11 protein-coding genes and 1 pseudogene are annotated in these 20,180 nt (G+C 59.3%); 3 read left to right on the top strand and 9 right to left on the bottom strand.

The features are described from left to right. Positions 1 to 61 precede the first annotated feature (61 nt). Positions 62 to 2,059, bottom strand: a complete 1,998-nt coding sequence (gene tkt / locus ACQ4WY_RS27810; RefSeq protein WP_436506859.1) for a transketolase — start codon at positions 2,057 to 2,059, stop codon at positions 62 to 64. A gap of 188 nt (positions 2,060 to 2,247) precedes the next feature. On the opposite strand from tkt, the gene ACQ4WY_RS27805 reads away from it, so the two are divergent. Together ACQ4WY_RS27805 and ACQ4WY_RS27800 are read left to right on the top strand one after the other, a co-directional pair. After that, the gene (locus ACQ4WY_RS27805) at positions 2,248 to 2,973 is read left to right on the top strand and encodes a 16S rRNA (uracil(1498)-N(3))-methyltransferase (protein WP_436506858.1); all 726 of its coding nucleotides are present in this window, start codon (positions 2,248 to 2,250) and stop codon (positions 2,971 to 2,973) included. A 101-nt stretch (positions 2,974 to 3,074) separates the two neighbouring features. Beyond that, positions 3,075 to 3,368, top strand: a pseudogene (locus ACQ4WY_RS27800) (IS1595 family transposase); the annotation flags it as partial. Between the two features lie 95 nt (positions 3,369 to 3,463). Here the strand turns inward: ACQ4WY_RS27800 and ACQ4WY_RS27795 are convergent. Then, positions 3,464 to 6,526 (bottom strand): TonB-dependent receptor, encoded by a 3,063-nt coding sequence (locus ACQ4WY_RS27795; RefSeq protein WP_436506857.1) that lies wholly within the window; start codon positions 6,524 to 6,526, stop codon positions 3,464 to 3,466. A gap of 1,483 nt (positions 6,527 to 8,009) precedes the next feature. On the opposite strand from ACQ4WY_RS27795, the gene ACQ4WY_RS27790 reads away from it, so the two are divergent. Beyond that, entirely contained in the window at positions 8,010 to 9,641 is a 1,632-nt protein-coding gene (locus ACQ4WY_RS27790) for an NAD(P)/FAD-dependent oxidoreductase (protein ID WP_353658694.1), read from the top strand. Positions 9,642 to 9,721: 80 nt separating this feature from the next. On the opposite strand, the gene ACQ4WY_RS27785 is transcribed toward ACQ4WY_RS27790, so the two are convergent. The 7 genes from ACQ4WY_RS27785 to glnA all read right to left on the bottom strand — a co-directional run bounded on the left by ACQ4WY_RS27785 (position 9,722) and on the right by glnA (position 20,173). Beyond that, on the bottom strand, positions 9,722 to 12,538 hold the full coding sequence (locus ACQ4WY_RS27785; RefSeq protein WP_436506856.1) for a TonB-dependent receptor plug domain-containing protein: 2,817 nt from the start codon (positions 12,536 to 12,538) through the stop codon (positions 9,722 to 9,724). A gap of 301 nt (positions 12,539 to 12,839) precedes the next feature. Then, the gene (locus ACQ4WY_RS27780) at positions 12,840 to 14,213 is read right to left on the bottom strand and encodes an ATP-binding protein (protein ID WP_436506855.1); all 1,374 of its coding nucleotides are present in this window, start codon (positions 14,211 to 14,213) and stop codon (positions 12,840 to 12,842) included. A 134-nt stretch (positions 14,214 to 14,347) separates the two neighbouring features. Then, positions 14,348 to 15,313, bottom strand: a complete 966-nt coding sequence (corA, locus tag ACQ4WY_RS27775; protein ID WP_353658697.1) for a magnesium/cobalt transporter CorA — start codon at positions 15,311 to 15,313, stop codon at positions 14,348 to 14,350. A gap of 146 nt (positions 15,314 to 15,459) precedes the next feature. Then, positions 15,460 to 16,950: a nitrogen regulation protein NR(I) gene (ntrC, locus tag ACQ4WY_RS27770; protein WP_353658698.1), complete on the bottom strand. Its 1,491-nt coding sequence runs from the start codon at positions 16,948 to 16,950 to the stop codon at positions 15,460 to 15,462. 48 nt (positions 16,951 to 16,998) lie between these two features. Then, a complete protein-coding gene (gene glnL, locus ACQ4WY_RS27765) occupies positions 16,999 to 18,087 on the bottom strand; it encodes a nitrogen regulation protein NR(II) (RefSeq protein WP_353658699.1) in 1,089 nt (362 codons plus the stop codon). A 7-nt stretch (positions 18,088 to 18,094) separates the two neighbouring features. Further along, positions 18,095 to 18,574, bottom strand: a complete 480-nt coding sequence (locus ACQ4WY_RS27760; protein WP_436506868.1) for a DUF4124 domain-containing protein — start codon at positions 18,572 to 18,574, stop codon at positions 18,095 to 18,097. Between the two features lie 183 nt (positions 18,575 to 18,757). Then, positions 18,758 to 20,173 carry a type I glutamate--ammonia ligase gene (gene glnA / locus ACQ4WY_RS27755; RefSeq protein ID WP_029496182.1) on the bottom strand — a complete coding sequence of 472 codons (1,416 nt, stop codon included), beginning with the start codon at positions 20,171 to 20,173 and terminating at the stop codon, positions 18,758 to 18,760. Positions 20,174 to 20,180 lie beyond the last annotated feature (7 nt).

Below are 20,180 nucleotides of genomic sequence, written 5' to 3'. Positions count from 1 at the left end.
AAAAAAGAAGGTACATGCACGCCCCCGGCGAATACCTCGCCAGGGCCGTTAAAAATCAATATTAGCCGGCGATAACCGCTTTCACCTTGGCTACGACGTTGTCGACCGTGAAGCCGAAGTGCTTGAACAGCACGCCAGCAGGCGCCGATTCGCCAAACGTGTCGATACCGACCACGGCGCCTTCCAGGCCCACGTATTTGTACCAGAAGCTGGTCACGCCCGCTTCGATGGCCACGCGCGGCACGCCTTTGGTCAGCACGCTGGCCTTGTAGGCGGCGTCCTGGCGGTCATACACGTCGGTCGACGGCATCGACACCACGCGTACATTGATGCCTTCCGAAGCCAGCGCGCTGGCGGCGGCGACAGCTAGTTCCACTTCGGAACCGGTAGCGATCAGGATAGCCTTGGCGTCGGCCACGTCATTCAGCACATAGCCGCCGCGGTAGATATTTTCGATCTGTTCGGCGCTACGCTCCTGGTACGGCAAGTTCTGGCGCGAGAAGATCAGCGTCGACGGGCCATCCTTGCGGCGCACGGCGGCGCCCCAGGCAGCAGCCGACTCGACGGTGTCGCACGGACGCCAGTTGTCCAGGTTCGGGATCAGACGCATCGACGAGACGTGCTCGACCGATTGGTGCGTCGGGCCATCTTCGCCCAAGCCGATCGAATCGTGGGTGAACACGAAGATCGAACGCAGTTTCATCAGGGCAGCCATGCGCAGCGCATTGCGGCTGTAGTCGGAGAACGTCAGGAACGTGGCGCCGAACGGGATATAGCCGCCGTGCAGGGTGATGCCGTTCATGATGGCGCTCATGCCGAATTCGCGCACGCCGTAGTTGATGTGGTTGCCAGGCTGGCCCGAACGCACGGCCACGCACTCTTTCCAGTTCGTCAGGTTCGAACCGGTCAGGTCGGCCGAGCCGCCCAAAAATTCCGGCAAGGACGAGGCCAGTGCCTGGATGGCGTTCTGGCTGGCCTTGCGGGTGGCGATGTTTTCTTTCTTTTCCACGCAGGAAGCGATGGCGGCGCTCAGGGCCGCTTCGAATGCCTGTGGCAGCTCGCCCTGCATGCGGCGGGTAAGTTCCGCGGCTTGCTGCGGGAATTCGCGGCGGTAGGCGCTAAAGCGCTCATTCCAGTCCGCTTCCAGCAGGGCGCCTTGTTTCTTGGCATCCCAGGCGGCGTAGACGTCGGCCGGCATTTCGAACGGTGCAGCATCCCAGCCGATGTATTCGCGCACGGCAGCGATTTCCTTGTCGCCCAGCGCGGCGCCGTGGACCTTGTCGCCGCCTTGCAGGTTCGGCGAGCCCTTGCCGATGATGGTCTTGCAGCAGATCAAGGTTGGCTTGCTGGCGGTCTTGGCGGCGGCGATGGCGGCAGCCACGGCGGCAACATCGTGACCGTCGACGGCGCGGATGACATTCCAGCCGTACGCTTCGAAGCGCGCCGGGGTGTCGTCCGTGAACCAGCCTTCGACTTTGCCGTCGATGGAAATGCCGTTGTCATCGTACAGGGCGATCAGTTTATTCAGGCCCAGGGTGCCGGCCAGCGCACACACTTCGTGCGAAATGCCTTCCATCAGGCAACCGTCACCGACGAAAGCGTAGGTGTAGTGGTTGACGATGTCGTAGCCAGGCTTGTTGAATTCAGCGGCCAGCAATTGCTCCGACAGGGCCATGCCGACGGCGTTGGCGATGCCCTGGCCCAGCGGGCCGGTGGTCGTTTCGACGCCTGGCGTGACATCGACTTCCGGATGGCCCGGGGTTTTCGAATGCATCTGGCGGAAAGCCTTGATGTCATCCATCGACAGGTCATAGCCCGTCAGGTGCAGCAGCGCGTAATGCAACATCGAGCCGTGGCCATTCGACAACAGGAAACGGTCGCGGTTCTGCCATTTTGGATTGGCAGGATTGTGGCGATAGTGACCACTCCACAGGGCAACTGCGATCTCGGCCATGCCCATCGGCATGCCTGGATGGCCGGAGTTGGCCTTTTGTACAGCGTCCATTGCCAGTGCGCGGATCGCATTGGCCATTTTGGTAGTCGGGAGCGTAGTTGTCATGATGGTGTGGGTCAGTCGCGAGTTTGGAATTCGTTTGCAACAGCGCGGGCAGGGAAGCCGGCTGCTTTCTGTAGTCAACTATTTTACCAGACTGGGGGGCCGCAAATTAGAATTGCGGCGTACTGGCCCGCCAAATGGCTATACTTTGACGTCTTTCCACCCCACTTATACCCCCGTTGAGGATTTGCATGCCGCGTTTTTTCTGTCCCCAGCCGCTCGTTGCCGGCACCACCATCGTCCTGCCGGAGGCTGTCGCCCACCATATCCAAGTCGTGCGCCTGGCGCCGGGCGACCTCATCACCTTGTTCAATGGCGAAGGGGGCGAGGTGCAAGCGAGCCTGGTGGCGGTCGCCAAGCGCAGCGTGACGGCCGAGGTGCAAGCTCACGTGGCGCGCGAAGCGGAGCTGCCCTATGCCGTGACCCTGGCGCAGGCGTTGCCGGAAGCATCCAAAATGGACTGGATTATCGAAAAAGCCATCGAACTGGGCGCGGCCGGCATCGTGCCGCTGTCGGCGCAGCGCTGCGTCGTGCGCTTGTCAAGCGAACGGGCCGAGAAAAAACTCGCGCATTGGCAAGGGATTATTGTTTCCGCTTCGGAGCAGTGCGGGCGCAACCGCCTGGCACAACTGGCGCCACTGCAAGACTTCAATAGCTGGAGCCGCCAGCAAGATTTACATAAACGCATCATTTTGACGCCGCGCGCGGAGCAGTCGCTGGCCGACTGGGCCCGTCACCAGCCGCCGCAGGCGATCACCGTGATGGTGGGCCCGGAAGGCGGATTTTCGGAAGCGGAAGAAAAGGCCGCGCTGGCCGCCGGCGCCATCGGCTTGGCTATGGGGCCGCGCATCCTGCGCACGGAAACGGCAGGCCTGACGGCGCTGGCCACGCTGAGTGCCTTGTGGGGCGGGATGTAAAGAACACCGGCAACACCTGCATCTCATGTAAAAAAGACGCTATCCTCGGCAAGTCGAGAAGCGCGCTGCGCCCGACGCGTACTGTTCGACGCGATGTTGGCCATGCCATATATCGGGCCTTCGTTCGTGAAGCGGGGATCCTCCACCAAGCCATCAATGTGCTGGCCGGCATCCGCCTACAGGGCGCCGCTCACGTACAGAACGTCAATGCGTATCACAGCCGCTTGCGCGGCTGGCGGCGCATCTTCCTCGGCGTGGCCAGCAGTTACCTGCCGAATTACCTGGGGTGGCGCTGGATACTCGACGCCGGGCGCATCCGTTTTCCAGAAACTATATTGAAGGCAACCCTACGTGAAGCAACGCTGAGAGCGTTCCCACGCCTGACGGGGACATAGCCAAAAAAAATGCCGCGCCCTGTTTGACAGGACGCGGCATTCTTACTTAAATCGTGTCATTTCAAGCCGCCGGCAAACCGGCGGCCATCACACAATTAGAACTTCTTGTTGAACTCAGCGGTGAACTTCATCGAACGAGGTGCGGTATAGCTCAGTACCGATTCATACAGAGCATAGCGTGCCTGGTTGGTGTTGTAACGCTCGACCACTTTTTGCGTGGTTTGCGTGTCGAACACATTGAAGATGTCCAGTTTAACCGCCAGGCCTGGCACATAAGCTGGTTTGTACGACACGTTCAAGTCCAGGTTTTTGTCCCATGGCAAATTACCCACGGTACCACGTGGCGAAACAACGTTCTGATTGCCAGTTGCACCGAAGCAGTAGTGCGAAGCGGACTGATAGTTAAAGCCGACATCGTCTGCCGACTGCGTGTTCGGATTGGTACCGACACACGAACGTGGGCGGCCCGAAGCGAGCAAGGCGGCTGCACCCACAGTCCACTCTGGGGTCAGGTCGTAGAAGCCGTAAGCCTTGATCTGATGCTTACGATCATTTGGCAGGCGGCCATCCGCGTAGCGCATCAGTGCTGCATAATCCCAAGTCTGGGTAGCGGCAACGTCAGCCTGGCCAGTCGTGGTATCGGACAGCGTCTGACCTTCAGTATTACCGCTGCTGCGCGACAGGGTGTAGTTGACCTTACCATACCAGCCGTTACGGTATGGATGCTCAGCAAACACATCAAGTGCAGCGTAAGTACGCTTGGCCTTGTCGAAGCCCAGGTCTTCCTTCGTCAGGTGGACGCGGGTGTAGTTGGACTGCGTACCTGCGAAGTCAACCAAGAAATCATTTGCTTCGCCCGGGTTGAACGATGCGCAGTTAAAACCGCCGTAGTTCGAAGTATCGATACCATTGCGCTTGGCGTATTTTTCGAACACGCGGCCATCGCAGAAGTCATCGATCGTCGATTTCAGGGTACGGTAAGTAACCTTGGCACCGAAATTCAGGCTAGGATTGTAGGCCTTTTCAAAGCCCAGGGTCAACTCATCCTGGAACGATGGCTTCATGTCCAGTGCAGCAACGGTTTTCGGATCTTTTGCTTGACCGAATTCATTGTTTGCAGACAAGACACCCGTCAACTGGGTCAAGCCCGTTGGCGCGCCATGCGCATCCGTGCCCGTGTAAGCGTAGTACTGGTTGGTGTTCAGCGAACCGTTTGCACCGCGCAGAGCGATCACGGTTGGCATTTGCAAGGTGTAACGGCCAGCGCTACCGAATACTTTAAACGATGCATCGCCATTTACGTCCCACACTGCTGCTACGCGTGGAGCGTATTGGTTCTTCATCTCAATATACTTGGTGCCGTCCTGGTTGGCATTGTAGAAGCCCTCACGACGCAGACCTGCGGTCAGCAACACGTCCTTCGTCACTTGCCAGCGATCCTCAAGGTACTGTGCATCCTGACCAGCGAAAGCATTCGATACGGTCGAGGACAAGACGCGCGACACATAATAACCTTGCGATGCGAGCGGACCCTTGCCTGCCAGCGCACCAACTTGGCCGCCAGGAACGTCAAATGGCTTGGTAGCATCTGGTGTCTTGCCGTACAACCACAGTGCGCCACCGGCCAGAGCATCGCCAGCGTCTGCCGAGGACATCTTGTTATTGTCCAGACCAGCACGCAGGGTGTGGTTGCCAATCTTGTATTCCAAATCCAGGCGCTTGGACGTTACGCGGTCGGTGGAGCCATTGACTGGTTGATTAGTCGAGAACGGCTGGCCACCCGTGTAGTTCAAGCCTGGTGCCTGATCCGCCTTTGCCGCAGTCACTTGTGCCAGCGTTGGATCGTAGCCCGTAGGCTCATAGATATGCTTGGCACGCGATTGGCCATACAGGGCGGTGACGGTCAGGTTATCGGTAATGTTACCAACGTAGCGCGCGATGTTTGCTTCGCCGCCGTTCGGGTTGAATGGGCCGTATTCCTCGTGGGTTGAAGAGTTGATCTTGCTGCCGACGGCGCGGGTCGCGTAATCGTACGAACGGAATTGCGTGTTGGTCTCTGGCAAGTCACCGATCGTGGTGAACTCGATGCGATGATTATCGGAAATATTCCAATCCAGCTTACCGTAGTAGCGTTCCGTGGTGGTCTTGTAATCGCGCCAGCCATTATCACCGTTAGTCAGCGCGGTACGACCGCCGAAGACGCCATTGCTTTCGGCGCGAGTTTGCTCCAGTGCAACGAAACCAAACAAGGTATCCTTGATCAGCGGACCACCGACATAGGCGGAGTACTGTTTTTGCTCGAATTCATTGTCTTCGCGGCGAATGCGCAGCGTCCCGTCTGTTAGCGGGAAAACGCCGGTATTGGCGTAGTACATGTCACGTGACTTGGCGCGCAACGATTTCGGTGCGATCGATACCAAGGCACCGGCTTCCCAGGTGTTGGTACCGGATTTGGTCGTGACGTTGACCACGCCGCCAACCGAACGGCCAAACTCAACGCCGTAACCGCCCGTCAAAACTTGAGCTTGAGCGATCGCGCCAAATGGGAGTTCCATTGCGCCCAATTGCGACAACGGGTTGGTTACCGGGAAACCGTTGATATAGTAGGCATTTTCCGAAGCGCCGCCGCCGCCGAAGCTGGCTCCGGCAGGATAGGTCGGGTCGCCACGGGTGGTATTCGGGGAGAGTTGAACGATTGCCTCGACGTTACGTGCGATTGGCAACTTGTCCAGCTCGCGTGCGGTAAAGGTCGCGCCATTGGTCGAACTCGAGATATCGATGCGGTTGCGACGCCCCGTCACTTGCACGGCCTGAACGCCGCCAGCAACAGGGAAAATCGCCTCGACGCCTTGACCGGCCAGCACTTCCAGCGACGTAGTTCCAACAACCGATTCGCCCTTCTTCAGCGTCACGGTATAGGTACCGATAGGCAGGCTCGTGGCACGGAATGAGCCGTTTGCATCAACTGCCGTGGAACGCGTCTGGTTGGTACCAGTGTTTTGCAACACGACGGTATCGCCAGTGCCGCTGCCGACCTTACCAAAAATACTGCCCGCTGCGTTCGACTGCGCCATGACGGGAGCAACGACCATGGCGGACATGGCGCCGGCGCTGAATGCCAGCGCCAGCGCACGAACTAAAACTGTTTTTCTCAACATGTGGTTTCCTAATTATTAGATTAAGCTTCTCTGGTAGAGTTGCTTGGTAAATTTTAAGCACTAAATCATGTTTAATACGTTTTTATTTCCGGTTTTAGTTTTTGATGATTTGACACTCTCCCACCACTGATATGGCAGGCTTCAGACAAAACAGGAAAAACCTACTTGCCTAAGCGATACATAAAACCATATGCCATTGTTCACTGTCAACATAGTAAAAAAATCTGATGCAAAGATACAACAAACTGAATGGGCTAGGAAAATGGCGAATGCGTCCAAGATTGTGCGGCAATGCACCAATTTGATGCACTGCAAAAAAAACGCATATTAATATATGAAATTTATTGTTTAAAAAGACAAGATGTTGTGTGCGCCTCGCGCGCATGTCCACAACCTGAAAGGCCTGTGATGGCGCGCCTGTAGCCCTTGAAATGGCGCGCTTCAGGCATACGGGATGGCAGTAGGCGTGTTGCAAACTGACAACACCCTATGGGATTGAACTATTCAAAGTTGAAGTTTTCAATTACATTGTATGAATATCTTTCAAGTGAATACTCACGTTTGAATATAAGTTACTTTATACATCAAAGATCAATAAACTCCTGAAAAAATTTCTATATTCAATATTCAAATAAAGAACAAATAGAAACACGGATCGCATTCAATTACCGAGAAATAAAAAAGATCAGCACCATCAAAAAAATCATATCTAAATAATTAAAAAATAATTTTAAAATTCAATGCGCTCATCAATCGATGAGAATCGCATCAAATAACAGCTACAATTATCAAACGCAATAACTTGAAATAAAACGCAGGTTTTGATGAGTGGTGCAAACTCGCCAGTTTCTACCATGCATTAAGGTTAAATGTAGCAACGCCAGCAGCACGTTGATCCGCCCTGCAACGATGGCAGCCCTCCCCAGGCTGCGGAAAATCCCCTCTCCCCGCATCGCTGCAGCACTCCTTGTCCATTCAACTTGGCAAGAAAATTCAGAATTTGCCTATACATATTTATATTCAATTTCTTATCGCAGCTTCAAAAAGCTTCTGATCAACAAGTGCATGGGCATGTGTAATTTGATATCGCAAAAACAGCACACCCACGCACCGAATGAGGAATATTTAAAAATAGGCAAGACACCTGACCATCAATCCTTCGGATCGAGTTAGGCTATCGCATTGCAAATACCATATGTGGCGGCGAAACGACAGGCTGGCGCACCCAAATGGTGCACTGCGAAAGCTTGCCGTCATGCCATGCCATCGCCTCATGCATCCGCTGCGAACGTGGCGCCAGGGGAAACCCCTCCTCCTGCGCTGAACCGGCCGCCGACAACGTCCAAGTGACAGGAAAATGGTCCAACATCCTCCCAGACCGTCATGCATTGCATGCAAGAAGGAGTAAAATGCCGCCTTGCGCCGCCATGCGGCTGCCCACTCTCCGCTAGATACGGAGCCCTGCACTTTTCGGATACACACCATGTTGCGACTCAACGAAGTAAAACTCCCCCTCGAACACGACGAAGCGGCCCTGCCCGCCGCCATCCTGGCGCGCCTCGGCATTGCTGCGGATGAGTTGCTTGGCTTTACCGTCTTCAAGCGCAGCTATGACGCGCGCAAGCGCAGCGCCGTGGTGTTGATTTACTCGCTGCATGTGGACGTCAAGAATGAAGCGGCCGTGCTGGCGCGCCTGCAGCACGATGTGCACTTGATGCCCGCACCTGACACCGACTACAAATTCGTCGCCGGCGGCGAACAGCTGGCCGGCCACACTAATGAACCGCGCCCCATCGTCATCGGCACGGGTCCCTGCGGCCTGTTCGTGGCGCTGATCCTGGCGCAGATGGGCTTGCGTCCGCTCATCCTGGAACGGGGCAAGCAGGTACGCGAGCGCACGGTCGACACCTTCGGCTTCTGGCGCAAGCGCGAGCTCAATCCCGAATCGAACGTGCAGTTTGGCGAAGGCGGCGCCGGCACCTTCTCGGACGGCAAGCTGTACAGCCAGATCAAGGACCCCAAGCACTACGGCCGCAAGGTCTTGACGGAATTCGTCAAGGCAGGCGCACCTGAAGAAATCATGTATGTGAGCAAGCCGCACATCGGCACCTTCCGTCTGGTCAAGATGGTGGAAGAAATGCGCGCCAATATCGAGCAACTGGGCGGCGAATACCGCTTCAGCAGCAAAGTGGTCGATCTCGACATCGTGCCAGGTGCTGACGGCGGTCAGGTGCGCGGTGTGGTGCTGGACAACGGCGAGACCATCGCCAGCAATCACGTCGTGCTGGCCATCGGCCACAGCGCGCGCGACACCTTCGAGATGCTGCACCGCCGCGGCGTGTACATCGAAGCGAAACCGTTCTCGATCGGCTTCCGCGTGGAACACCCGCAATCCCTGATCGACAGCTGCCGCTTCGGCCCCAGCGCCGGCCACCCGATTCTGGGCGCGGCCGACTACAAGCTCGTGCACCACGCCAGCAATGGCCGCTCCGTCTACAGCTTCTGCATGTGCCCGGGCGGCACGGTGGTAGCGGCCGCCTCCGAACCGGGCCGCCTGGTGACGAACGGCATGAGCCAGTATTCACGCAATGAGCGCAACGCCAACAGCGCCATCGTCGTCGGCATCACGCCAGCCGACTATCCCGGCGACCCGCTGGCCGGCATCGCCCTGCAGCGCGAGCTGGAAGAGCGCGCGTTTGCCCTGGGCGGCGGCAACTACGATGCGCCAGGGCAATTGGTCGGCGACTTCGTCGCTGGCCGCGCCTCGACCGAATTTGGCAGCGTGGTGCCGTCGTACAAGCCAGCCGTGCACTTGACGGACCTGGCGCCGTCGCTGCCCGAATACGCGATCACGGCCCTGCGCGAAGCGTTTCCGGCGTTCAACAAGCAGATCAAGGGCTATTACAAGGCCGACGCCGTGCTGACGGGCGTGGAAACGCGCACCTCGTCGCCGATCCGCATCAAGCGCCGCGACGACGACCTGCAAAGCCTGAACACACGGGGACTGTTCCCCGCAGGCGAAGGCGCCGGCTATGCGGGCGGCATCCTGTCGGCGGCCGTCGACGGCATCAAGGTGGCCGAAGCGGTGGCACTGTCGATGGCGGCGCGCGGCTAAGCCACGCTCTCCCTGCCCTGCGGCAGAACGAAAAAAAACCGACACTAAAGTGTCGGTTTTTTTATGCCTGCGTCCGCTTTTTAAAACTTGTACGAAGCATTCAGGTAGCCGGTGCGGCCGCGTGGATCGTAGTAGCGGTCGTCATAGCCGAATTGCTGGCCACGGTTCGCGCCCGACGTCGATGGCACGAATGGCGGACTCTTGTCGGTCAGGTTCAGCACGCCGGCGGTGAGGACCCAGCTCTTGCTGGGCGTCCACACCGTTTGCCAATCGAGGGTCGAATAGAAGCCCACCTGCATGCGGATCTTTTCCTGGCCCGTCACAGCGCCCGAAGCGTCCAGCACGTCGACCGAGGTTTCCTGGTCCTTGTAGCCGGACAGGAAGTTGACCGTCAGCGAATTGGCCCAGTTGCCCGTTTTCAGGGTGTTGGTCCACTGGCCACGCGTGCGGAAAGTCACCGAACCGAGCTCGGCAAAGTTACCCAACGCCGAGTAATACTTGCCATCGCGTTCCAGCTGCACGTCCTCGCGCAGCATCTGCGTCGCATTCAGCTGCGAGGTGAACAAGCCGATGCCGGAGCGGTAACGGGCGCTGATATCGATATCGACACCGGTGGCGAACGATTTACCCAAGTTCTGGTTGTCCGCCAGGAAAGCCAGGTAGGTAGTACCTGTGCCCACATCCTTGTTGACGCCCCAGGATTTCGGGAAGTTGGCCGGATTGGCAAACACCAGTTGCTCAGTCAGCTGGCCGAAGGAATCGCGGATCTGCACATGCCACAGGTCGGCGCCCAGGGTGATGGCGCTGATCGGCTCGTAACGGAAGCCGATGGTCGCCTGTTTCGATTTCTCAGGCTGCAATTCGCGGTTGCCACCGGCTAACTGGTCGTACTGGCGGTTGCCTGGCTGGCACACTGCATTGAGGCGCGTGGCGATCGCTTGCAGGGCTGGCGTACACGTGTACTTGTCGCTGGTAACGCCATAGCCACGCTGCAAGGCGTTAACTTGCGGCACTGTCGGCGCATGGAAGCCATTGCCGACCGAACCGCGGATCAGCAAGGTGGGGGCCGGCGTCCATTTGAAGCTGGCCTTGGCCGTGGTGGCGCCACCAAAGTCCGAGAATTCATCAAAACGCAAGGCGGCGCCCAATTCCAGCTCTTTCAGCACAGGCGCGATCACTTCGCCAAAAATGCCCTTCGACGTGCGGCTGGCGCTATATGGCTGGCTACTGGCCGCGTCGCCGAAACGCTGGTCGCATTCCAGGCCCGTCGTACCGCCGCACAAGGTGCCTTTTACCGGATCGGCCAGGATGCCTTGCGCAAACGGGCTCGGCTTCGCCGAGAATTCTTCGCGGTTGATGTTCACCCCCATGCCCAGCATCATCGCGCCACCCGGCAGTCGCCGCAGTTCCGTCGAGCCATTCAGGTTAATCGTTTGCAGGCGCGAAGTACCACCGTCCCAGTAGCCGGAGAACGTGGCCGCCTTGATGGCGTCCTGTGCCGCGGTCGACTGCTTGCCTGGACCGACGAAGGGGTCGAGCAATCCGCTCGACGTCAGGTTATTGACGGCGATGGCGCCAGGATAACCAGAAATACTGCCTTTTACGCGGCTCTCCGAGAAGTTGTACGCTGCATTGTAATCCCAGCCGGCAAAAATCCCGCGCGTGCCGACCACCACGCTGGCGAAGTCGGCCGTATCTTTCGATGTACGCTGACCCATGTCGAACAGGCGGTAAAACGCCGTACTATCGCCAGTAATTCCAAGTGGTAACAAATACTTGTTATGCAGCGGCGTGCCGGCATCGACGGCGATAGCGCCGGGAACGGGAGCGATGCGCGAGGTCTGCTTGGTGCGCGACAACAGCACATCCGCATATACTTCCTGGCCCGCGATCTTGAAGGTGCCCGAGGCCATGAAGTTATCGCGCTTGCGCTCCGGATAGATTTCCAGATCCTTGGTGAAGTCGTAGCCGCAGTAGTCATCAACCAGGCCACTGCCATCGTTATAGGGCTCGATCACGCGGAACGTCTTGTCGGGGCAGGAGCCGTTGGCCTTCTGGTAAGGGCTGATCAGCTGGCCATTGTCATCGGTGGCATTGGCCGGAATCGGACTGGCCGAAAACTGCTGCTTCTGATAGCGTTTGCCATTTGCCGAGAACTGTACCTTGCCCGTGTTGGCGAACTTACGGTCGACCGAAGCGAGCTTGTCGCGCTCGTCGTGGCCAAAGGTCAGCACGACGTTGTAGCCATCCTCGTCCAGATTGCCAAAGCCCTTGGTGGCGCTGAGGCGTTTCTCGCGCGCGCCGTTTTTGGGCGCGGAATAGCCGATGGTCACATCGCCTATGGTGGTGTCGTGCTTGGTAATGAAGTTGACCACGCCGGCAATGGCGTCGGCGCCGTACAGTGCGGAGGCGCCATCAGTCAGCAGCTCGACCCGCTCAATTGCCGAGATAGGGATGGAATTCAAGTCGAAACCTGCCGCAAAGCCCGTCAGGGTCTGACCGCCGAACTGAGCCAGGCGCTTGCCGTTCAGCAAGACGAGCGTACGCGTCTCACCTACGTTATGCACGGAAATGCCGGAGAAACCAAAGGTGCTGCCGCCAACCGAGGCACTCTCGCTGGTGGCGCCCTGGGCGGAAGAGAGTTTCTTCACCAGATCGGTGACCGAGGTGGCACCCGAGGTGCGGATGGCTTCGGCGGTCAGGACGGTGACCGGCAAGGCGCCTTCGGCGGCGATGCGCTTGATCGACGAGCCCGTGACTTCCACGCGCTGGATTTGCGTATCGGCAGCCTGTGTATCCTGCGCGATCGCGGACTGCGAAACAACGGACATGGCGGCAGCTACACCGCCGGCGCAAACGATGCGAACTGCACGAGAGATGACGGTTTCTTCAAGCATGGTGAACCCTTTTTCATTTGTACGGTTATATATGGCTCCGGATTTGTGACCCGGATTGCACTCGTTCATCTAAAGGAAACGCCTCGTACGGCACCCATTCCGGTACCGCGAATTTCGCTGGGACACTTGTACAGAAGTGACACTAGGCGACTGAAAGTCAACTAGACAACTACATAGAATCACGGCAGGAATACGAGTGTCAACAGAACTCAGCATGCGTATGGCGTACATACAACAGGTGAAAAGCAGCGACTGCAGAGATAGGAAGGCCTTTCCTGGGTAGCCGGGAGGCCGCGCGGCGTCAGCCTGCCAACGGCAGCCTGATCTGTATATGACAGCCGGGACTGCTGTCGATGGCGCACACCTGGCCGCCCAGTTGCTGCACGATGGTGTAGACGATGTGCATGCCCAGCCCAGAGCCGCCCTGGCCCCGCTTGGTAGTGAAAAACGGTTCAAACATGTGTTCGCGCACGGCCGGCGCCAGGCCGATGCCATCGTCGGAAAAATCCAGCAGCAGCCAGCGCAAGGCCGCACCCGTGTCGTCCGCCTCGATGCGCGCGCGTATCGTGATGCGCCCAGGACCGCCCTGCGGATAGCCATGGCGGGCGCTGTTCATCAGCAGATTCGAGAGGATTTGCGACAGCTTGCCAGCCGCCAGGCGCACCTGGCAATCGGGCGCGATGTCGAGTTCCACGCCCAGCGCCGCCTTGCGCAATTCCGGGCTGTGCGCCGACACCAGGCCGTGCACATAGTCGTGCAGCGCCAGGTCGGCCACGTATTCGCTGACCTGGTCCACGGCCAGTTGCTTGAAATTGCCGATCAGGTCGGCGGCGCGCGCCAGGTTGCGCTCGATCAGGGCCGCCGCACCTTTCAGGGATTCAGCAATGTCGATCAGTTCGGCACGGCTGACCTTGGCGCCGCCCAGCAGCTGCACCAGCTGGTCGGCATAACTGCCCATGCTCGATGCCGCCGTCAGTGCCACGCCGATGGGCGTGTTGACTTCATGCGACACGCCGGCCACCAGCGAACCGAGGGCCGCCATCTGCTCCTGTTCGATCAGGTTCGCCTGCGCCGCCAGCAGCGATTCGGTGCGCACGCGCAGAATTTCTTCCAGCTGCTGGGTGCGCTCCTGGTGCTGCAGCTCGGCCGCGCTGCGGGCAGAGAAGATCGACAGCAGCAACAGCGCCAGCAAGCGCTTGTTTTCATCGATTGGCCGCGTGTCGATGGCCGACAGGATGCCCAGGGTCTTGCCATCGGTATCGATCAGCGGCATGCCGACATAGCTTTCCGCCTGCATGTCGACGAGGAGACTATCGAATGGAAAGCGACGCTGGATATCGCTGCCATGAAAACACATGCTCTGGCAGGTTACGTCCTGGCATGGCGTGTGTTCCAGGCTGTATTCGATATTCGGCTGGTAGTCATTCCCGCCCCACAGGGCGAGGGTGCGGATGCCTTCGCTGCCATCGGCCATGCGCACCAGCCGGCCGGCGATCACATAGTGCACGTCGAGCGCTTCGGCCAGGTCCTTGACGAGGATGCGCAAAAAGTCGTCGCCACGGGCGTGCGCCGTCGAGGCGGTGATCGAGCGCAGGGCCGCTTCCGCCAGGGTGCGCCGCTGCTCGGCATCGAACAGGGGTTCTTGCGAATTCACATCAAACAACGGAATACTCATGAATGCTCCTGCACAGCACCGGAAGCGCAGGCACAGCTGCCGGCGCGGCGACTCTCAGCCATGGCCCGCCCCAGCGGACCTGCCGCGATTGTACCCCTGGATATTGCTTAATAATACAGATATACAGGAATTTTTTACAGCCAGCCGGAACGCTTGAACAAGTAATACATATAACCGCAGACACAGCTCATCACTGCCACGGCGGCCGGATAGCCATAATGCCAGTCCAGCTCCGGCATGAACTTGAAGTTCATGCCCCACACGCCGGCAAACGCGGTAAACACGGCGAAGATGGCGGCCCAGGCCGCCAGTTGCTTGTTCACTTCGCTCTCGTCGATGGCTACCATCGACAGATTCACCTGGATGGCCGTGCTGATGGTGTCGCGGATGGTGTCGAGCGTGCCATTGATGCGCGCCAGGTGGTCGTGCACGTCGCGGAAATACTCCTGGGTATCGTGGCACAGCGGCGGCACGCGCCCGCCGTGCAACTTGCCCACCGCTTCCATCAGGGGCGCCACCACATGGCGCAAGACCATGACCTTGCGCTTCAATTGATACAGCCGTTCGATATTGTCGCGCTCGGTACCACGGTCGAAGATGCGGTCCTCGATCAGTTCCAGTTCCGATTCGAGCGCGTCCAGCACGGGAAAATAACGGTCGACGACGGCGTCCATCAGCGCGTACAGCACGAAGGCCGAACCCTGGCGCAGCAAATGCGGTTCGCGCTCGGCACGCGCACGCACGCCGAGGAAACCTTGCGAGCTGTTGCTGCGCGACGAAAGCACATAATTGGCGCCGACAAAAATGTCGACTTCGCCCAGCACCAGTTCGTTCTCGACCATTTCAACGGTTTTCACGACGGCAAACAGGGAGTCGCCATATTCCTCGATCTTCGGACGCTGGTGGCCCCGCTGCGCGTCTTCCACCGCCAGTTCGTGCAAGCAAAACTCGTGCTGCATCTGTTTCAGCTCAGCCGGCGTGGCGTCGAGCAGGGCCACCCAGACGAAACAGTCGGGGCGTTCGACGTAATCGCTGATATCGTCAATCGGCAAGTCGGCCAGTTTTTTGCCATCCTGATAGGCCACGCAGTTAATCAGCATACAGTTCCACAATGAAAGTTAACACCGGACGAAACAGTCCGACAGGCGCCAGCTTACCTTATCGCCTGCCATTGTTGTGGGTGTTGTGGCGTGCAAGGGACGCCGGGAGGGGAAGCGGACGGGGCGGTGCCCCGTCCGCACAGGAATCAATCGTCCTTGGCGCCGTCGATGCCCAGTTCGGAGATCTTGCGGGTGATGGTGTTGCGGCCGATGCCCAGGCGCACGGCGGCGTCATTCTTGCGCCCGTGCGTATGCTTGAGCGCCGTCTTGATCAGGGCCGACTCGAATTGCCTTCCCAGCACGGCCATGACTTCCTGCTGCCCGGCGCCCAGCATGCCGGCCGCCTGCAATTCCAGCAAGCCGATCCAGCCCGGCGGCGCGCCGGTGGCGGGCGCGGCGGCTTCGAACACCTGGCCGCCGTGCGGATGGGCAACGGCCGCCGGTGCAGCCTCGCCCACCGCCGCAGTGGCGGCACCATCGCCCTGCCCCTGCGTCAATTCCAGCGGCAAGTCCTTGATTTCCACCGTCTGGCCCGGCGCCATGACGGTGATCCAGTTGCACAGGTTTTCCAGCTGGCGCACATTGCCGGGCAAATCGAGGCTGCTGAGAAACTGCATCGTCGGTTCGCTCATGCGTTTGGCTTCCACGCCCAACTGGCGTGCGCTTTGCACCAGGAAGTGGCGCACCAGGATGGGGATATCCTCGCGCCGCTCCCGCAAACTGGGCAGGCGCAGCCGGATCACGTTCAGGCGGTGATACAAGTCTTCGCGGAACAGGCCGTCGCGTACGCGCTGCTCGAGGTTCTGGTGCGTGGCCGTAATGACGCGCACGTTCGCCTTCATGGGTTGATGGCCGCCGACGCGATAGAAATGGCCGTCGGACAGCACGCGCAGCAAGCGCGTCTGCAGGTCGAACGGCATGTCGCCGATTTCATCGAGGAACAGGGTGCCGTTCTCGGCTTGCTCGAAGCGGCCCCGGCGCGTCGTCTGGGCGCCCGTAAAAGCCCCCCGTTCGTGGCCGAACAGTTCCGATTCCAGCAAATCCTTCGGTATCGCCGCCGTGTTGAGGGCAATGAAAGGCTGCGCCGCGCGCGGACTGTGCTTGTGCAGCGCGCGCGCCACGAGTTCCTTGCCGGAACCGGATTCGCCCGTGATGAGCACGGTCACATTCGATTGCGACAGGCGGCCGATGGCGCGGAAGACTTCCTGCATGGCCGGCGCCTGGCCGAGGATTTCCGGCGTTTCCGACGGGCCCGATTCGACGCTCGTCTCGCGCAAGCTTTCTTCCAGCGCGCGGCGGATCAGCTCGACAGCCTTGTCGATATCGAAGGGCTTGGCCAGGTATTCGAAGGCGCCGCCCTGGAAGGCGGCGACGGCCGAATCAAGGTCGGAAAAGGCCGTGATGATGATGACCGGCAAGCCGGGGAAACGCGACTTGACCGTCTGCAACAATTCCAGGCCGGACGCGCCCGGCATACGGATATCGGACACGAGCACTTGCGGCGTGTCAAATTCCAGTGCGGCGATGGCGTCGCGCGCATTGGCAAAACTCTTGGTGGCGAGATTTTCCCGCGCCAGGGCTTTTTCCAGCACCCAGCGGATTGATTCGTCGTCGTCAACTATCCAGATTGGCTTCATTAGTGTGTGCGTCCCGCAATGGATTTCATGGGTGGGATACCTCCTCGCTTATGGCAAGGGTAGAACGATCCTGAAATCGGTGTATCCAGGCCGGCTTTCGCACTCGATCACGCCCAGGTGCTGTTGCACGAAGGTTTGCGCCAAGGTCAGCCCCAAACCGCTGCCGCCTTCCCTGCCCGACACCAGCGGGTAGAAAATCCGGTCACGGATCTGCGGTGCGATGCCCGGTCCATTGTCAATGATATGCAAGTCTAATGCCAGGCCGTAACGGACCTTGGCCAGGGTCACCTGGCGCGCCACGCGCGTCTTGAAAATCAGCTCCGCATCGCCCGCTTCGATGCGTTCGGCCAGGGCCTGCGCCGCGTTGTGTGCAATGTTGAGCACGGTCTGTATCAATTGTTCCTTGTCGCCGCGAAATTCGGGAATCGAGGCGTCGTAATCGCGCGAAATGGTGAGACCGCTGGGAAATTCCGCCAGGATCAGGCTGCGCACCCTTTCGCACACTTCGTGGATATTCACGTCGCCCACGATATGCGGGCGGCGGTGCGGCGCCAGCAGGCGGTCGACCAGGGTCTGCAGGCGGTCCGCTTCCTTGATGATCACTTGCGTATACTCGCGCAGCTCGCTCAGGTGCAAAGCCGGCAATTCCAGTTCCAACAGCTGGGCCGCGCCGCGGATGCCGCCCAGCGGGTTCTTGATTTCATGCGCCAGATTGCGGATCAGCTCCTTGTTGACCTGGCTCTGGTCGAGGATGCGCTCCTCGCGGTCGAGTTTCAGCTGCTGCACGTTCTCGCGCAGCTCGATCAGCACGCTGTCTCGCGGCGCATCGAGCGCGCTGATGATGCTGTGCACGCGCAGCGGTTCGCGTCCCAGGCGTTCCAGGCTCAGGTCCTGGCGCAAGTCGGAAAATTTATGTTCGAGCGCCTGCGCGCAAATGCCGGCCAGCTCGTCGGGATTCAAGAATAGCGCCGTCAGCTTTTGCCGCGACAAGGCCTTCAATGAGCTTTCCAGCAGGTTTTCCGCCGCCGCGTTGGCATAGCTGATGCGGCCGTCGCCGTCGAGCAGGATCACGGCCGAGGCCAGCAAATCAAGGCCGGCCAGGTGGGCGGGACGGCTGGAATGGTTGTCTATTGTCATGGTCTCGTCATCGGATATTGGCGATCTCGCGTTTCAGGGCCTCGACGTTCTGCTGTGTCCGGCCAATGTTGTCCTTCAACTGCGCCACCCGTTCCTGGTATTTCGCATAGTTACGCTCATTGCCCTGGCGCTCGGGCTGGCCGCCATTCAATTCCAGGCGCTGCGCCGCCAGTTTCTGCTCTTCGCTGCGCAATTCGTCCTGCAGGATCTGGCGCCGGTCCAGGTCGCGCGCGCGCTGCTCGGCGCCATCGACCTTGGGAAACGCGCCGGCGGCAGGCGCCGCCGTAGCCGCCTGCACCGTGGACCGGGCCGGCGCGCCGGCCAGCGGCGCCGTCTTGCGCGGCGCCTCCGTCATGGCGCCGGGCAAATCGAGCAACTGGCAATGCGCGCCGGCGCGCTTGTCCGTGTAGGTCTTGTGTCCTTGTGCATCGGCGCAGACATACAACTGTCCGTGCGCCTGTGCCGCCGCGCCCAGCAATCCTGCCATCAGCGCCATTCTGTAATGCTTGGTCAATCTTCACTCCTGTCGGCTCGTGCCGCATCGTTCCTGGGCCGACTATACAACACCGTACGATCACCGCCTTGGCGTACTGCATAAAAAAACGCGGGCAAGACCATCGCCTCACCCGCGTTTTTTATTCACTACCGGCAAGTTGCCGGCATGGCGCCATTACAGCGAGTAGTACATGTCGAACTCGGCAGGATGCGTGGTCATGCGCATGCGCTGTACGTCCTGCATTTTCAGTTCCAGGTAAGCATCGATCATCGAATCGCTGAACACGCCGCCACGGGTCAGGAACTCGCGGTCCTTGTCCAGTGCGTCCAGTGCTTCTTCCAGCGAAGCGCACACGGTCGGGATCAGTGCGTCTTCTTCTGGCGGCAGATGGTACAGATCTTTCGAGGCGGCTTCGCCCGGATGGATCTTGTTGGCAACGCCGTCCAGGCCAGCCATCAACAGTGCGGCGAAGCACAGGTACGGGTTCGCCAGTGGATCCGGGAAGCGCGCTTCGACGCGGCGGCCTTTTGGATTGGCCACGTGCGGGATACGGATCGAGGCGGAACGGTTTTTCGCCGAGTACGCCAGTTTCACTGGTGCTTCGTAGCCTGGTACCAGACGCTTGTACGAGTTGGTGCCTGGGTTGGTGATCGCGTTCAGCGCCTTGGCGTGCTTAATGATGCCGCCGATGTAGTACAGGGCGAAATCGGACAGGCCGGCATAGCCGTCGCCGGCGAACAGGTTTTTGCCATCTTTCCATACGGATTGATGCACGTGCATGCCCGAACCGTTGTCGCCAACGATAGGTTTCGGCATGAAGGTGGCGGTCTTGCCATAGCTGTGCGCCACGTTCCACACCACGTACTTCAGGTTTTGCGTCCAGTCGGCGCGCTCGACCAGGGTCGAGAACTTGGTGCCGATTTCATTCTGGCCGGCGCCGGCGACTTCGTGATGATGTACCTCAACCGGGATGCCCAGCGATTCCAGGATCAGGCACATTTCCGAACGCATGTCCTGGAAGCTGTCCACTGGTGGCACCGGGAAGTAGCCGCCCTTGACGGTAGGACGGTGGCCGCTGTTGCCGCCTTCGATGTCCTTGCCGGTCGACCACGAACCTTCGTCCGAACCGATCTTGACGAAGCAGCCCGACATGTCGATCTTCCAGCGCACGCTGTCGAAGATGAAGAATTCTGGCTCAGGACCGAAATAGGCGGTATCGCCCATGCCCGACGATTTCAGGTAGGCTTCGGCGCGTTTCGCGATCGAGCGCGGGTCGCGGTCGTAGCCTTTGCCGTCCGACGGTTCGATCACGTCGCACTGCATGAACAGGGTCGTTTCTTCCATGAACGGGTCGATATTGGCCGTGTTTGGATCCGGCAGCAAGATCATGTCGGACGCTTCAATGCCTTTCCAGCCAGCGATCGAAGAACCGTCAAAGGCGTGGCCCGACTCGAATTTGTCCATGTCGAAGTGCGACACGGGAACCGTCACGTGTTGCTCTTTACCACGGGTATCAGCAAAGCGGAAATCAACGAATTTGACTTCGTTTTCTTCTACCATCTTCAAGACTTCTGCGGCTGTCATTGCCATGCGTATC

The organism is Janthinobacterium salmonicoloratum (assembly GCF_051380845.1).
Lineage (GTDB): Bacteria > Pseudomonadota > Gammaproteobacteria > Burkholderiales > Burkholderiaceae_D > Janthinobacterium > Janthinobacterium lividum_F.
This window is presented reverse-complemented; position numbering and strand designations above follow the sequence as displayed.